Genomic DNA, 14673 nt, shown 5'->3' with positions numbered 1-14673 from the left:
CCGCCAGCCGCTCGGTGCCACCAAGCAGGGTGTCGGTCTGGAGGAAGGACTCCCTGCCTCCGGCTTCGCCGCAGGACGCGATGCGTAGCCGAGGTCCTCGATCTCGCGGGCGCGTGCCATCACCTCGCTGATCGACCACCGGTCGCTCGTCCCGCCACGCGCCGCCAGGAGAGCTGAAGTTGATGTCGGCGCCACGCTTCGAGGCTGCCGGCGCCGACAGGGGGAACCGACGCCCCCAGAATCGCGTTGGGGCGCACGCGGTGCCGCACGCATCAGGCCGTACGACGTGTGCGGCACCAGCTTCCGGGTACTTGGCGCCGCATGGAACCCGAACCTCGCCTGCAGCAACACTCATGGGGCTGGAATCTGGTACGCGCCTTTGTCATGGCGGTTGGTTTCGTCTGCATGGTGGCGTTCGCCGTCGCGCTGGCGAAGGTCACACTCGTCCCGTCACCTGCGTCAGTACCGTTGACCCACACCAACCTGCACCCCGGCAGCTCGATTCGGCTGTACTTCAACCAGCCTGACTGGCGAGACACGATCAAGCAGGTGGGAGGAAACGTCGTTCTGGGAGTGCCGTTCGGATTCCTGCTGCCGGTGATCTTCCCACGCACACGGGGCCTCGTCCGAGTGGTACTCATGACGGCGTTCGTGATGCTCACCGTAGAGATCGCTCAAGGACTGCTGGTCGCCGGCCGGGCATTCGACATCGACGATGTGATCCTCAACGCGGCGGGCGCCTTCCTCGGGTATCTCGTCCTCGGCCGCAGGCTCGGCCGAGCGTTGCATCCGCGCCGCTTCCACTGGTGGCGCCCGCGCACCGAATCGGCCGACGAACCAGCTCGGGACGCCGCCGTCAAGAAGAGCCGGAACCGCTGGATGTGGGCCTGGCACAAAAGCGATGCCCGCCCCACGGCGGGCACCAAAACAAACGCCAAGACAAAGACCAGGAAAACGACCAGGAAGCAAACTGCGCCGAAACGTCTCCGCAAGAGGATTCCCGCGTTGCTGCGGGCCAAGCGCCCCTGATTTGCTACGCCGCCCGCCGCGACAGGAGCCTCCTCCTGAGGCACTGGTGAAGCCTCCCCTTGAGTGCGGACACCTGGAGGCCGGGAGGTGTGAGCTCAGAAGCAACGCCAGGTGTGGGGCAATTACACGAAGCGGTACTCGGAGAAGTTCAACGAATTGACCACCTTGCGGGTCTTCGGCGACATATCAGACATCTTCAGGTGCTTCTTGAACTTGTGCGTGACCGCCCTGACAGCGATCTGTGCACCAGCACCGGCCACCGCCGCACCCGCGATCCCGACGATCCACTGCCCGGCGGGCCAGTCCAGGACCTTGATGTCCTGGGCGTCCTTGTCCAAGCTCCCGCTGCCGCTTCCCTTCTCCCCGGCCGCGTACGACAGCACGGAGTAGGCGACGAATCCGAAAGAGACGCAGCGGCCTGCGGCCATCGCCCTCTTGCTCGCCTTCCAGCCGTCGGGCCCCGCCTGCCCCAAGGCCGCTTCGGTCGGCCGCCACGCAGCCATCCCCACCAGCGCTATGCCGAGCAACCACAGCGGAACCGCGCCAAAGAGCTTCTCAGCGATCGCGGCAATGGCACCACCCCGGTCTGCCTGCTCACCACCTCCGTCCGAGAAGGCGATCCTGAGCGAGAGCACGCCAATGAGTGGGTGGATGACCTGGCCCCACGGGCCACGACGCCCGCACGAGCTGCGCCCGAAACTGCCGTGCCGTTCGCCGCGCGCCGGGCCTGGCGCCCGCGTGCCGTTACCGATCCGGTTGCCATGCGCGCCTTCCGCCCACAGTGGGGTATGCGATCCCTGGACCAGGCCCTTTGCTTCTGGTCTCCCGCTCATCGTCGAGGAAGGTGCATCTATGACACACACGCAGAGCGCTCCCGCAGGCCCCACCGGAACGACCGACATCGTCAGCTCATCTTCCTCCGGGAGCGCGGGAGAGGGGGACATCAAGGCCATCCTTGATGAGCGGGCCCGGCGCGCCAGACGTCGGCTGGAGAGACTCATAGGGGTAGCGGCGACCGAAGGCAACGCGCTGGTCCCGCTGCGCAACGGCGACGAGATCTTCACAGCGATGCTGGACGGCATCCGCTCCGCGCGCCACACCGTAGACATGATGACGTTCGTGTACTGGAAGGGCGAGATCGCCCAGCGGTTCGCCAACGCACTGGCGGACCGGGCGCGGGAGGGGGTGCGGGTGCGCCTTCTGCTGGACGGCTTCGGCAGCCGGCTCATCGAGAAGGATCAGCTGGAGGTGATGGAGCGGGCCGGTGTGCAGGTGGCCTGGTTCCGCAAGCCGCTCTATCTGTCACCGCTGAAGCAGAATCACCGCTGTCACCGCAAGGTCCTGGTCGTCGATGAGGAGACCGCGTTCACCGGCGGGGTCGGTATCGCCGAGGAGTGGTGCGGCGACGCCCGCACTCCGGACGAATGGCGCGACACCCACGTGCAGGTGCGCGGTCCCGCCGTGGACGGGCTGGCCGCCGCTTTCGCCCAGAACTGGGCCGAGTGCCATGACGAACTCTTCGATGACCGCGACCGGTTCATCAACCACGCCCCGCAGGGCGAAGCCGTCGTGCAGGTGGTGCGAGGCTCGGCCAGTTTCGGCTGGCAGGACATGCAGACACTGCTGCGCGTGGTGATCGAGTCTGCGGAGGAACGGATTCGGCTGGCCACCGCCTACTTCGCGCCTGATGCGTTCTTCATCGAGCTGCTGTGCGCCGCCGCACGCCGCGGCGTCGAGATCGAGATCCTGCTCCCGGGCCCGCACACCGACAAGAGGGTCTCCCGGCTGGCCGGCCAGCGCTACTACGAAGACCTCACCGCGTGCGGCGTAAAGGTCTTCCAGTATCAGCCGACAATGCTGCACACCAAGGTCATCACCATCGACAGAACCATGGCCCTGGTCGGTTCGACGAACTTCAACCGCCGCTCCCTCGACCACGACGAAGAGGTCATGCTCGCCGTCCTGGACCAGACGTTCACCGCCACGCTCGATGGCCATTTCACCGAGGATATCGAGCGCAGCGAGCTCATGAGGCCCGGACGCTGGAAGCGCCGTTCGACCCTCCAGCGCGCCAGGGAAGCAGCTGTCGTACCCATCCGGCGCTTCCTCTGACCCGCCGGACCCGCCACCGCGCCAGTCCCACGCCGGCCGACTGCACCACCCGTGAGGGCTGAAGTCCTTTTCCCGGCACGTGGGCCTCAGCGTGCCCCAGCCCCGGCCCAGTTGCTGGACTGGGCCCATCGCTGCGCGGGGTTGTCAGCGCCACGAGCGAAAACCCGGAAGGGACCACACGGCGTTCCCCCGACGAGACGTGCGAGAGCCTGGTCTTCCTGGCCGAGAGGAATTCCTCGTTCTCAAAGGTCACCACCCCGCAGCGAGTGGCGGGGAGGACCGAATGACGCGACAGCGGTGGGGCGGACTCTCCCGAGGAGTCCGCCCCACCGCTGTCGCGTCATCCGGTCGGCTAGTGCTTGCCGACATCCTTGATCTTCTCCTTGGCCTCCCGGGCGTCGCCCTTCTTGCGCTCTGCGCGGCCCTCGACGGTCAGACGTTCGTTGCCGACGGTGCGTCCCGCGACCTCCTTGGCGGCGCCCGTGACCTGCTCGGTCTTGGCCTTGGCCTTCTCGTTGGCAGTCAAGTCCGCTCACACTCCCTTGGCTTGGACATCATGTGCTGTCAGCTCGTGTGGCCACGGATCAACAGCGCAAACATGAGTGGCGGCGAATTTCCCGGATGGATAACCACGGCATCCGATGACCAGTACGGGCAAGGGAATTCAGCGAGCGGCCACGGCGCGATCAAATACCCTTGCCTCTATAAAACAAACGCGTCTTTCATGCGTTTGCGTGAGTGAGACGAGGACACATGGCGGTCAGGAGGTCGATAACGATGGTTCCCCTGATTCTTGTTCTTCTTCTGGCTCTGATCCTCTTCGGCGCGGGCTTCGCGTTGAAGGCCCTGTGGTGGATCGCGGTCATCGTCCTGGTGCTGTGGCTGCTCGGCTTCGTGATCCGTCCGGCGGCGAGCGGTGGCCGCAAGGGCCGCTGGTACCGATGGTGATCACCGCCGGCTGAAGACGGCCCGGGCGGACGCAGCACTGCCGCCAGGGCGATGGACTGAGGGGTGGCCCCCGACCTGGGACGGTCGGGGACCACCCCTCTTCTGCGCGACTACGAAGGATGAGCCGTCCGCCAGGCCGACGTGCTCGAACAGCACATCAACATTCCGCGGAGAGCGCGCTGGATCGACCGCGTGCAGAAATGCCGTGCGCGGAAGGCGGGAACAGCACATGGGGACCAGTATCGGCAGAGTGCCCGAGGTGCCGTGCTTGTACTGGATAACGTTGACGCTCTTCCTTTGGTCGGATAGGGGGAGTGTTGTGCGACGAGTCGGGCAGGTGCGATAACACGACGGCGCACCTTCCGATTGACGAGTTCGCAGAACGACACAGAGAGGGGCTGAGATCTTCATGGCCACTCACACGGCGCCCGGGATCCAGGAGATGGGCTGTCACGACGCGCGCGCCGAGGTCAGGGCGGTTGTGGAAACTGCCTGCCGGCTGCGCTCAGGCCAGGCCAGACGTTTTCGTGAGGATGCCCTGCTGGTGGCCGGCGAGTTGGCGTCCAACGCGATCCTGCACGGCGGCGGGCTCACCCGGTTCGATGCCCGCATCGAGGACGGAGCCCTGCTGGTGCAGGTGAGCGACCACAGCAGGACGGCACCTCACCTCGTACGCCACAACCCCGGACAGCCCGGCGGCTTCGGCTGGATGATCACCCAGCGCCTCGCCTCGCACGTCTCCGTCGACATCCAGCCCGGCGGCAAGACCATCACAGCCGTCCTCGCCCTGCCGTAGAGCACGGGTCGCTCATCACCGGACGACCGGAAGGATCTTCTGGCCTCCGCATGCATGTTCGTCTCCACGCCGGGTAGTCGCGCCAGAACGGGGAGCGGTAGACAAGCTCGGAACAAGCAAAAGGGGCGGGTGCATGATCACCGTAACGACGCAGGAGACGATCCCGGCCGCTCAGGCTCAGCAGGACCTCGTCGAGCGGGCTTACGCCGACCCCTCTTCCATCGCGCCGAAGGATGCGCGAGAGATCGGCAAGCGATTCTTCGGCCGGCTCGGGCAGTTGGAGGAAGGCACCCACGAGTATCAGTACGTGCGCAACTGCCTGATCGAGATGAACCTCTCCCTGGTGCAGTACGCGGCTTCCCGCTTCCGTCACCGCGGCCAGGAGGAGATGGAAGACATCGTTCAGGTCGGCACGATCGGCCTGATCAAGGCGATCGACCGGTTCGAACTGACCCGTGAGGTCGAGTTCGCGACGTTCGCCGTCCCCTACATCACCGGTGAGATCAAGCGGTTCTTCCGCGACACCAGCTGGGCCGTGCACGTGCCGCGCCGCCTCCAGGAAGCCCGCATCGAACTGTCCAAGGCCACCGAGGAGCTGCGCACCCGCCTGGGCCGCAACCCCTCCACGGCCGAGCTGGCGGAGCTGATGCAGCTGGAACCGTCCGAGGTCGCCCAGGCGCAGATGGCCTCCAACGGCTACAACGCCTCCTCCCTGGACGCCTCGGTGATGAGCGCAGGTGACGAGTCCGACACCGCGCTGGCCGATTTCATCGGCTTCGAAGAGGACTCCTACGAGCTCATCGACAACTTCCATTCCCTGGCCCCCCTCATCGCCGGCCTCGACGAGCGTGAACGCACACTGATCCATCTCCGCTTCGTCGAGGAGCAGACCCAGTCGCAGATCGGCGAGGCGCTCGGTGTCTCGCAGATGCACGTCTCCCGTCTCATCACCCGCGTGGTGGCGAAGCTCCGCACCGGCCTGATGGCCAGCAACTAGTCCAGCCCCGCTCTTGGTGAACGCACGCACCCCGCCCTCCACCACAAGTGCCGGAGGGCGGGGTGCGTGCCGCGGACGCTGTGTGTCAGGGTGCTGCGCATGACATCAGGCAGCGGGAAAGTACGTGTTGATCAGCAGGAACGTGTGGCGGTGATCACGCCGTTCGGCGACGTGGACCTGCACAATCTCGCCGACGTCGAGGAAGTCTTCGCACAGGTGCTGTCCGACACGTCGACGGACGCAACGCTCCTCGATCTGTCGGAAGTGACCTTCGCCGACAGCACCTTCCTCAACCAGCTCATCCGGACGCTCTCCGACCACACCTCGCTTGCCAGGCCGCTCGTCCTCACCGGGCCCCTGCAGTCGGCAGTGCGACGACTGCTGGAAATCACCGGCATCGACACCGTTCTGCCCCTCGCCGACACCGCACACGAGGGACTGCAGCGACTCCGCGCAGTCGGGATCTCGGCAACGAGGGGTCACACACCCGCCACTGGCATCTGACCGTCATCTCCCCGGTCCCCGCCCCAGCGGGGACCGACAGGTGTCACGCCGGCCAGAACTGCAGCGGGTAGCGCTCGCCAGGGACCGCGACTTCCTGCTCAGTCCGTTCACGGACCCGCTCGCGACCACTCACATACACCCGCACCTGCCAGCGCCGACCCGTCACCTCGCCCAGCGCGTCAAGGCCCACCGCGCCGACCCGTCTCAGACCGTGACGCTGCCCTGGAAGGTCCCCCGTCCCGCGACAACAAAGAAGGAGGCGGACGAGCGCGCCCCACGAACTCACCGCCTCCCGGTGACGAACACCGAGCGGCGAGCACGGATCTCCCCTGGTTCTCCCCGGCCTCTGACTCGTCGACTCCGCCGGACCTGGCGGTGCCTCTGAAGGGGCCGTGTCGTCGCCCCCGGACGGGCCCGAACCGCCAGACGGCGTCGATGCTCTGGCGGCCTGAGCGTCCGGAAGGGCCAGGTCAGACGGCTACCCCTTGCTCGACCCCAGGGTGAGTCCCGCGATGAAGTGCCTCTGCAGGAGCAGGAACACCAGGACCGTGGGGAGGGCCACCAGGACCGAACCGGCGGCCAGCAAGTTGTAGTCCGTGAAGAATTGGCCGCGGAGGTTGTTGAGGGACGAGGTGATCGGGAGTTTGTCGGGGTTCGAGATGAAGATCAGGGCCCAGAGGAAGTCGTTGTAGATCCAGGTGAATTCGAGCGTGCCGAGCGCCGCGAGTGCCGGTCGGCACAGTGGCAGCGTGATGCGCCAGAACTGCGTCCACAGTCCCGCGCCGTCGACGATCGCCGCTTCGAGGATCTCCTGGGGAAGCGTCCGCATGAAGTTCGCCAGGACGAAGACACAGAATCCCAGCTGGAATCCGATGTTGACGATGATCACTGCCCAGTACGAGTCGTACATCGTCAGTGAGTCCGACATCCACCAGGGCAGCGGAATCTTCAGGAAGAGGACGTACAGCGGAGTGACGAGCACCTGGGGTGGCAGCAGGTTTCCCGCCGTGAAGAACATCAGGAGCACGATTCCGCCGCGCACCTTGATGCGCGACACCGCGAACGCGACGAACGAGGCGAGAAAGAGCGTGATCAGAACGGCCGGGACCGCGATGATCAGGGTGTTCTTGAAGTACTCGCCCATCCCCGAGTCGCTGAGGGCCTCGCGGTAGTAGTCGAACGACAGATGGTCGGGCAGGGAGAAGTAGCCGTGCTGCGCCGTCTCCTCGTAGGGCCGCAAGGAGGCGTAGACCGCGAGCAGGAGTGGAGCGAGGAACGCCAGCGAGACGGCCATGAGGAAGATGTGCACCCCGAACCGGCCGCGTCTGCGCGGGTGTTCACCGCGCCGGTCGCCGCCGGCCAGGGAGCGGCCCCGGGCGGCGGGGGATGTCGTACGGATGTCGGCGGTCATCGGTCGCGCGCACCTCGCAGCTCTTGGACCAGGAACGTCACGATGAATCCCAGGGAGACCGTGAGGAGGACGACCGCGATGGCCGAGCCGAAGCCGATGCGGCTGGCCTCGCCGATGACGTTGTCCGTGATGAGGACGGACAGCAGCTCCAGGCCGTTGCGGCCCTTGTTCACGGCGTAGACGATGTCGAAGGCGCGCAGCGACTCGATGACGGTGATGACGCCGACGATGACATTGACGGGGCGAAGCGTCGGGAAGACGACGCGGAAAAAGGTCTGGCGGGCGTTCGCGCCGTCGATCGCCGCGGCTTCTTTCAGGGTCGGGTCGACGGATTTGAGGCCGGCGAGATAGAGGATCATCACGTATCCGGTGTGCCGCCAGCTCGCGGCCAGCATCATCATCCAGATGTTGATGTCGGAGTCGCCCAGCCAGTCGACCGGGTTCTTGTGGTTGTCGAGGAGGGTGTTGACGACACCCTGGTCGGTGCCGAGGATCAGTTGCGCCATGAATCCGACGACGGCCAGTGAGAGCACGACCGGCATATAGAGCGTCGACTGGTAGAAGCGGCTGAAGCGCACGCCCCGGTCGATGAGCACGGCGAGCAAGAGGCCGAAGGGCGTGGCGATCAGGCCGAGAAAGGCGAGCCACAGGAGGTTGTGGCGCACGGCCGGCCAGAACGGCGGATAGTTGTCGACGAGGTTCCGGTAGTTCTCTCCACCGACCCAGTGGATGTCGCCGATGCCGTCCCACGACGTGAAGGACAGGCCGATGGAGGCGAGCGTGGGCCCCCAGATGATGACGATGTCGAGCAGTACGGGTATTCCCAGGAGCACGACGAGAACGGCGAGGTCACGGCGTGTGAATCGCCGTGACCTCCGCCGCCCTGCGCGCCGCGCGGTCTTCAGCGCCACGGAACGCATTCCCCCACTACTCAGCTGACGGCGGACGAGAAGATTTCCTTCTTCTGCCGCTCGATCCGGTTGACGAGACCGTCGACGTCGTTCGGATTTCCGATGAAGTCCTGGAGCGCCTTGATCATCACGGTCTGCGCGAAGTCGGGCCGGGTGTCGCGGTCCATGAACTGCGATATCTGCTGGGCACCGGAGACGAGTTCGGCCGACTTCTTCTGCAGCGGGGTGTACTTGGACGTGTCGGCGCCGTCGTTCACGGCGACGTTGTTGGGGTCGCCGGCGAGGTAGATGTCCTCGGCCCCGGGAGTGCCGAGGTATTTCAGGAGCGCCTTGCCCGCTTCGACGTTCTTGGCCTTCTTCGCGATGAGGAAACCGTCGATGGGAGCCTCCACCGCGTCCTGCCCGTACTGGGGGTCGATCTCCGGGAAGGCGAAGAAGTCGATGTCCGAGCGTTCGTTCTCCGGGAACTGCTGGCCCGGGTGCGGCATTCCGAAGACGGCCATTCCGGTCTGGCGCTTCTGCAGGCCTTGAGCGGCCTCCTCCCAGGTCCGGCCGAGCGCGCCCTTCTGGTAGTACGGCATGAGTTCGCGCCAGAGGTCGAACACCTTCTTGACCTTGGCGTCGGTCCAGGCTTCCGTACCCGCCATGAGGCCCTTGTGGAAGTCGTATCCGTTCAGGCGCATGTTGATGTAGTCGAAGGTGCCCATCGCGGGCCAGCCGTCCTTGTCGCAGAACGCGACCGGGGTGCCGTCCTTGTGCATCTGCTTCGCCAGGGCGATGAAGTCGTCCCAGTTCTTGGGCTGTTCGTAGCCCTGCTTCTCGAAGAGGCTCTTCCGGTGGAAGACGGCCCACGGGTAGTAGTAGTACGGCACGAAGTACTGCTTGCCGTCGTGCGTGGACTGGTCCTTGAGGGCCTGCGAGAAGCCCTTGAAGCCCTTCCAGACATCGTCGATGTCCGTCAGGAGTCCCTTCTCGGCGAAGTACTGCATGCGGTAACCGGCGAACCACATGAAGACGTCGTCCGGGGTGCCCTGGAGATAGCGCGTGATGTTCGTCTGGAACTCGTTGTGATCCGTGGTGTTGACGTCGACTTTCTTGCCGGACTTCTTCTCGTACGCCGTGAAGGCCGCCGCGAACGCCTTCTTCGGCACCTCGTCCGAGGAGTTGGACCCCACGGTGACGGTCTTCTTGTCGCCGCCCGGGCCGTCCCCGCACGCGGTGAGCAGTGCCGGAAGCGTGAGCGCACCGGCGCCCACCGCCGCACCCCGCAGGAGACCCCGACGGGACATCCGATGTCCTGTCGCGCTCCCGGGCGCACCAGAACCGTAGAACGATGACTGTGCCATGTCCCCCTCCTGGGGCCGCAACCCAACACAACCGAACGCGAGGTTGGATCCCACTCCCAACTCCCGAGATGGTCAAGGGTTCTGACGGGACATCGGGCAACCGTTACCGCATCTCTTCCAACAGAGTCCAACACGGCCTACCGTAAACGCGCGCCACTGACGCGAACATGACGTCACCCCACCTTTCGCGAGTACGGAGGAACGTAACGATGCGTCACCTTCCCACCCGCACCTCTCGCACCATCCGCCGAAGAATCGTCGGAGCGTTGGCCACCGGGCTGCTGTGTGCCGCGGGCGTCACGGCACCGGCCGCGGTCGCCGACCCGCCGGAATCCGGCGCGTCCGGATCACCGGGCGCAAGTGCTCAGGATGCCTCGCCCACGCTCGACGACGGGCTCGCGCTGACCCCGCCCATGGGCTTCAACAACTGGAACTCGACGCACTGCCGCGCCGAGTTCAACGAGGCGATGGTCGAGGGCATCGCCGACATCTTCGTCGACAAGGGCCTCAAGGCCGCGGGCTATCAGTACGTCAACCTCGACGACTGCTGGGCCCTGCCGCAGCGCGACGCGAACGGCAAGCTCGTGCCGGACCCCGCGCGCTTCCCCCACGGCATCAAGGCCGTCGCCGACTACGTCCACTCCAAGGGCCTCAAACTCGGCATCTACACGAGCGCCGGCACCAAGACGTGCAGCGACATCGGCTTCCCCGGCGGCCTGGGTCACGAGTACAGCGACGCCCAGCAGTTCGCCGACTGGGGCGTCGACTACCTCAAGTACGACAACTGCAACAACCAGGGCGTCGACGCCAAGCAGCGCTACCGCACGATGCGTGACGCCCTGAAGGCCACGGGACGGCCCATCGTCTACAGCCTCTGCGAATGGGGATCCAACAAACCGTGGGAATGGGCGGCCGACGTCGGCCATCTGTGGCGTACCACCGGTGACATCAGTGACAGCTGGGGCTCGATGCTCTCCCTGATGAAGCAGAACCTGCCGCTCGCGCAGTACGCGGGGCCCGGGCACTGGAACGACCCCGACATGCTCGAGGTCGGCAACGGCGGCATGACCGCGACCGAGTACCGCACGCACTTCTCGATGTGGTCCATCATGGCCTCACCGCTGCTCATCGGCACCGATCTGCGCAAGGCCTCCGCCGAGACCCTCGACATCCTCAGCAACCGCGACGTCATCGCGGTCGACCAGGACCCGCTGGGCAAGCAGGGCACGGTGCTCTCCTCCGAGGGCGGGCGCTGGGTCGTCGCCAAGGAGATGAAGGACGGCAGCCGCGTCGTCGCCCTCTTCAACGAGTCGGGCGACGCGCAGCGGATCGCCACGTCGGCCGACACGGTCGGCCTGCCGCGAGCGAGCGCCTACACGCTGCGCGACCTGTGGCAGCACAAGAGCTACAACACGGCCGGGACCATCTCGGCGACCGTGCCCGCGCACGGGACCGTACTGGTACGGGTGGCCGCCGACGGCAAGTGGGCCGCGAACCCGCCCGCCGTCGAACTCGGCCTGGGCGGCGCGCCGTTCGTCGAAGCCGGCAAGGCCGTCCGGCTCACGACGTCCGTCACCGATCTGGGCCGCACGCCCGCCCGCCAGGTGTCCGTCGCGCTGAGCGGGCCCTCCGGGTGGAGCGTCAGGCCGGCCTCGCCGACCGGCGCCGGATCCGTACCGACGGGCAAGGCTCTCACCACGTCATGGAGCGTGACCGCGCCGGCGGGGACCGCGACGGGAGCGTACGACCTGTCCCTCAAGGCCACCTACCGCTCGCCGGGCGGTGTGCGCGCCCAGAGCGTGCTGCCGCTGACCGCGCACGTGGTGGTCGCACCACCGGCCGGGGCGTCGTCACTGGGCGATCTGCCGTGGATGTCCACGACGAACGGGTACGGGCCCGTCGAGCGCAACACCAGCAACGGGGAGAGCGCCGCGGGCGACGGGCATCCGATCACCATCGGCGGCGTCGTCCACCAGAAGGGGCTCGGCGTGCACGCGGACAGCGCCGTCGAGTACTACACGGGCGGCTCGTGCGAACGCGTCAGCGCGAGTGTGGGCGTCGACGACGAGAAGGGCACGAAGGGCACCGTGACGTTCGAGATCTGGGCCGACGGCAAGAAGGTGGCCTCCACCGGCACCCTCACCAACGCGGACGAGGCCGAGCCGCTGTCGGCCGACGTGAGCGGGGCACAGGCGGTACGCCTCGTGGTGACCGACGCAGGCGACGGCGTGGACTCCGACCACGCGGACTGGGCGGACGCGACGCTGTCCTGCTAGCGCGTCACCCGTGAGCCGGGGCGGGCCACATGTCCCGCCCCGGCTCCGGCCGGCCCTGGAGCGGCGTGAAGACGCACGGACGACGTGCAGGGCTTACAGACGCACGGACGATGTGAAGGGCGTACGGACGTACGGGTGATGTGAGGGCGTACGGACGTACAGACGTCAGGACCCGCGCCTCAGAGCGCCGACACGTCCCGGTCGCGTGTGAGCGCCGCCGCTGCCGCGCCGACGAGGCCCGCGTCCGTGCCCATGCGGGCCGGGGCCACCGTGAGGCGCTGCACGAACGACAGCGTCGCGTAGTCGCGCAGCGAGCGGCGCAGGGGCGCGAAGAGTACCTCTCCCGCCTTCGCCACTCCCCCGCCGATCACCGCGATGTCGATCTCCACGAGCGTGGCCGTCGCGGCGATGCCCGCCGCGAGCGCCTGGGCGGCACGTTCGAAGGAGGCGATGGCCACCTTGTCGCCCTCGCGCGCGGCCGCGGCCACCGCCGCGGCCGACACGTCACCGTCCGCGCCGGGGCGCCAACCGCTGTCCAGCGCGCGGCGCGCGATGTTCGGCCCGCTCGCGATCCGCTCGACGCAGCCGCGCGCCCCGCACGGACACGGGTCCCCGTCCAGATCCACGCTGATGTGGCCGATGTGGCCCGCGTTGCCGGTGGGCCCCGGGTGCAGCTTGCCTCCGAGGATCAGGCCGCCGCCGACGCCGGTGGAGACGACCATGCACAGCGCGTTGTCATGGCCTTGCGCAGCGCCCTGCCAGTGCTCGGCCGCCGTCATCGCCACGCCGTCCCCGACCAGTTCGACCGGCAGGCCCCCGGTGACCGCGCGGACCCGGTCCACGAGCGGGAAGTCGCGCCAGCCAGGCACGTTGACCGGACTCACCGTGCCCGTGGAGGCGTCCACCGGACCCGCGCTCCCGATGCCCACGGCCCCCGCCCGCACCCACAGCGGCGCTGCGGTCAGTTCGCGCAGCACGTCCTCGACGGCCCGCATCACCGTGTTCCCGTCCTCCTTGGCCGGAGTCGGCCGCTGCGCGCGCAGCAGGATGCGGCCGTGGTCGTCCACCAGGGCCCCGGCGATCTTGGTGCCGCCGATGTCGAGCGCGGCGACGAGGTCGGTCTGCATCAGTGTGAGGTCCCCTGGTGAAATGGCAGGTCGAGAGAATGCGATGGATAGTCTCTCGCGCATCTGACAACGTTGTCCAGGGCCTATGCTCGACGCCACATCCCCATACAGCATCATGAACCCCCTGGAACCGCAGCGACGACAGGACAGGACAGCCCACCGTGGACCGCACCGCCCGCCGCCCCGACAGCCGTTACGGCAACCGCCCGACCATGAAGGACGTCGCGGCGCGCGCCGGAGTCGGCCTCAAGACGGTGTCCCGCGTCGTGAACGGCGAAGCGGGGGTCACCCCCGACACCGAACGCCGCGTCCAGGAGGCCATCGAGGCCCTGGGTTTCCGTCGCAACGACAGCGCGCGCGTCCTGCGCAAGGGCAGGACCGCGAGCATCGGCCTGGTGCTCGAGGATCTGGCCGACCCGTTCTACGGACCGCTGAGCCGCGCCGTCGAGGAGGTCGCCCGCGCCCATGGCGCGCTGCTCATCAACGGGTCGAGCGCCGAGGACCCGGAGCGCGAGCAGGAGCTCGTCCTCGCGCTCTGCGCCCGCCGGGTGGACGGGCTCGTGATCATCCCGGCCGGCGACGACCACCGTTACCTGGAGCCCGAGATCGCCGCCGGTGTCGCGACCGTGTTCGTCGACCGTCCCGCCGGGAAGATCGACGCGGACGTGGTCCTGTCCGACAGCTTCGGCGGCGCGCGTGACGGCGTCGCGCACCTGATCGCGCACGGCCACCGTCGCATCGGCTTCATCGGCGACCAGCCCCGCATCCACACCGCCGCCGAGCGTCTGCGCGGCTACCGGACCGCGATGGAGGACGCCGGGACAGACGTCGAGGACGCCTGGATGTCGCTCGGCGTGACCGATCCGGAGCGGGTGCGACGCGCCGCGGAGGAGATGCTCGCGGGCCCCGATCCGGTCACGGCGATCTTCGCGGGCAACAACCGTGTGACGGTGACCGTCGTACGAGTGCTGTCCGAGATGGACCGCCCTGTGGCGCTCGTCGGCTTCGACGACATCGAGCTGGGCGATCTGCTGCGCCCGGGCGTGACGGTCGTCGCGCAGGACGCCGCGCAGCTGGGCCGCACGGCCGCCGAACGGCTGTTCCGGCAGCTCGACGGGGTGTCGCCGGTGCCGGAGCGGATCGAGCTGCCGACCCGGCTGATCACCCGCGGCTCGGGCGAACTTCCCCCGGCCGACTGACAGTTGGGCCATCGGAC

Annotated in this window: 14 protein-coding genes; 8 read left to right on the top strand and 6 right to left on the bottom strand. The window is 67.4% G+C overall.

Translation table 11 applies throughout. The features are described 5' to 3' along the window. Window positions 1-321 precede the first annotated feature (321 nt). Window positions 322-1029, top strand: a complete 708-nt coding sequence (locus OHO83_RS47105) for a VanZ family protein (RefSeq protein WP_443066075.1) — start codon at window positions 322-324, stop codon at window positions 1027-1029. A 122-nt stretch (window positions 1030-1151) separates the two neighbouring features. Here the strand turns inward: OHO83_RS47105 and OHO83_RS38880 are convergent, their stop codons facing one another. Continuing rightward, window positions 1152-1862 (bottom strand): DUF1206 domain-containing protein, encoded by a 711-nt coding sequence (locus OHO83_RS38880; protein ID WP_330280566.1) that lies wholly within the window; start codon window positions 1860-1862, stop codon window positions 1152-1154. A 19-nt stretch (window positions 1863-1881) separates the two neighbouring features. On the opposite strand from OHO83_RS38880, the gene OHO83_RS38875 reads away from it, so the two are divergent. Further along, window positions 1882-3141: a phospholipase D-like domain-containing protein gene (locus OHO83_RS38875; protein WP_330280565.1), complete on the top strand. Its 1260-nt coding sequence runs from the start codon at window positions 1882-1884 to the stop codon at window positions 3139-3141. Window positions 3142-3493: 352 nt separating this feature from the next. Here the strand turns inward: OHO83_RS38875 and OHO83_RS38870 are convergent, their stop codons facing one another. After that, complete coding sequence (locus OHO83_RS38870) at window positions 3494-3667, bottom strand: CsbD family protein (protein WP_266667393.1); 174 nt, start codon at window positions 3665-3667, stop codon at window positions 3494-3496. A 251-nt stretch (window positions 3668-3918) separates the two neighbouring features. Here OHO83_RS38870 and OHO83_RS38865 point away from each other — a divergent pair, with 251 nt between their 5' ends. The 4 genes from OHO83_RS38865 to OHO83_RS38850 all read left to right on the top strand — a co-directional run bounded on the left by OHO83_RS38865 (window position 3919) and on the right by OHO83_RS38850 (window position 6386). Further along, on the top strand, window positions 3919-4089 hold the full coding sequence (locus OHO83_RS38865; protein WP_266567468.1) for a hydrophobic protein: 171 nt from the start codon (window positions 3919-3921) through the stop codon (window positions 4087-4089). Window positions 4090-4498: 409 nt separating this feature from the next. Beyond that, window positions 4499-4885: an ATP-binding protein gene (locus OHO83_RS38860; RefSeq protein WP_266667396.1), complete on the top strand. Its 387-nt coding sequence runs from the start codon at window positions 4499-4501 to the stop codon at window positions 4883-4885. Between the two features lie 133 nt (window positions 4886-5018). Then, entirely contained in the window at window positions 5019-5882 is an 864-nt protein-coding gene (locus tag OHO83_RS38855; protein WP_266667398.1) for a SigB/SigF/SigG family RNA polymerase sigma factor, read from the top strand. A gap of 99 nt (window positions 5883-5981) precedes the next feature. Continuing rightward, window positions 5982-6386: an STAS domain-containing protein gene (locus tag OHO83_RS38850; protein WP_330280564.1), complete on the top strand. Its 405-nt coding sequence runs from the start codon at window positions 5982-5984 to the stop codon at window positions 6384-6386. Window positions 6387-6864: 478 nt separating this feature from the next. Here the strand turns inward: OHO83_RS38850 and OHO83_RS38845 are convergent, their stop codons facing one another. Genes OHO83_RS38845 through OHO83_RS38835 form a run of 3 tightly spaced genes read right to left on the bottom strand, consistent with a single transcriptional unit; the run spans window position 6865 to window position 9997 of the window. Then, window positions 6865-7797 (bottom strand): carbohydrate ABC transporter permease, encoded by a 933-nt coding sequence (locus OHO83_RS38845; RefSeq protein ID WP_266667402.1) that lies wholly within the window; start codon window positions 7795-7797, stop codon window positions 6865-6867. Further along, the gene (locus tag OHO83_RS38840; RefSeq protein WP_405602617.1) at window positions 7794-8717 is read right to left on the bottom strand and encodes a carbohydrate ABC transporter permease; all 924 of its coding nucleotides are present in this window, start codon (window positions 8715-8717) and stop codon (window positions 7794-7796) included. The genes OHO83_RS38845 and OHO83_RS38840 overlap by 4 nt, the downstream gene beginning before the upstream one ends. An 11-nt stretch (window positions 8718-8728) precedes the next feature. Next, complete coding sequence (locus OHO83_RS38835) at window positions 8729-9997, bottom strand: ABC transporter substrate-binding protein (RefSeq protein ID WP_329436371.1); 1269 nt, start codon at window positions 9995-9997, stop codon at window positions 8729-8731. A gap of 266 nt (window positions 9998-10263) precedes the next feature. Between OHO83_RS38835 and OHO83_RS38830 the strand changes: the two genes are divergently transcribed. Next, window positions 10264-12330 carry an NPCBM/NEW2 domain-containing protein gene (locus tag OHO83_RS38830; protein WP_330280562.1) on the top strand — a complete coding sequence of 689 codons (2067 nt, stop codon included), beginning with the start codon at window positions 10264-10266 and terminating at the stop codon, window positions 12328-12330. A gap of 179 nt (window positions 12331-12509) precedes the next feature. Here OHO83_RS38830 and OHO83_RS38825 read toward each other — a convergent pair whose 3' ends face one another. Next, complete coding sequence (locus OHO83_RS38825) at window positions 12510-13457, bottom strand: ROK family protein (RefSeq protein WP_329436370.1); 948 nt, start codon at window positions 13455-13457, stop codon at window positions 12510-12512. Between the two features lie 161 nt (window positions 13458-13618). Between OHO83_RS38825 and OHO83_RS38820 the strand changes: the two genes are divergently transcribed. Continuing rightward, entirely contained in the window at window positions 13619-14656 is a 1038-nt protein-coding gene (locus tag OHO83_RS38820) for a LacI family DNA-binding transcriptional regulator (protein WP_266667412.1), read from the top strand. Window positions 14657-14673: the final 17 nt, after the last annotated feature.

The organism is Streptomyces sp. NBC_00569, assembly GCF_036345255.1.
Classification (GTDB): Bacteria; Actinomycetota; Actinomycetes; order Streptomycetales; family Streptomycetaceae; genus Streptomyces.
This window is presented reverse-complemented; position numbering and strand designations above follow the sequence as displayed.

What these genes read in the sequence shown, in the direction of transcription:
- OHO83_RS38850 (WP_330280564.1), top strand. Translation starts at nt 5,982, where the DNA reads ATGACATCAGGCAGCGGGAAAGTACGTGTTGATCAGCAGGAACGTGTG.
- OHO83_RS38840 (WP_405602617.1), bottom strand. Translation starts at nt 8,717, where the DNA reads ATGCGTTCCGTGGCGCTGAAGACCGCGCGGCGCGCAGGGCGGCGGAGG.
- OHO83_RS38875 (WP_330280565.1), top strand. Translation starts at nt 1,882, where the DNA reads ATGACACACACGCAGAGCGCTCCCGCAGGCCCCACCGGAACGACCGAC.
- OHO83_RS38845 (WP_266667402.1), bottom strand. Translation starts at nt 7,797, where the DNA reads ATGACCGCCGACATCCGTACGACATCCCCCGCCGCCCGGGGCCGCTCC.
- OHO83_RS38835 (WP_329436371.1), bottom strand. Translation starts at nt 9,997, where the DNA reads ATGTCCCGTCGGGGTCTCCTGCGGGGTGCGGCGGTGGGCGCCGGTGCG.
- OHO83_RS38830 (WP_330280562.1), top strand. Translation starts at nt 10,264, where the DNA reads ATGCGTCACCTTCCCACCCGCACCTCTCGCACCATCCGCCGAAGAATC.
- OHO83_RS38865 (WP_266567468.1), top strand. Translation starts at nt 3,919, where the DNA reads ATGGTTCCCCTGATTCTTGTTCTTCTTCTGGCTCTGATCCTCTTCGGC.
- OHO83_RS38825 (WP_329436370.1), bottom strand. Translation starts at nt 13,457, where the DNA reads ATGCAGACCGACCTCGTCGCCGCGCTCGACATCGGCGGCACCAAGATC.
- OHO83_RS38860 (WP_266667396.1), top strand. Translation starts at nt 4,499, where the DNA reads ATGGCCACTCACACGGCGCCCGGGATCCAGGAGATGGGCTGTCACGAC.
- OHO83_RS38855 (WP_266667398.1), top strand. Translation starts at nt 5,019, where the DNA reads ATGATCACCGTAACGACGCAGGAGACGATCCCGGCCGCTCAGGCTCAG.
- OHO83_RS38880 (WP_330280566.1), bottom strand. Translation starts at nt 1,862, where the DNA reads ATGAGCGGGAGACCAGAAGCAAAGGGCCTGGTCCAGGGATCGCATACC.
- OHO83_RS47105 (WP_443066075.1), top strand. Translation starts at nt 322, where the DNA reads ATGGAACCCGAACCTCGCCTGCAGCAACACTCATGGGGCTGGAATCTG.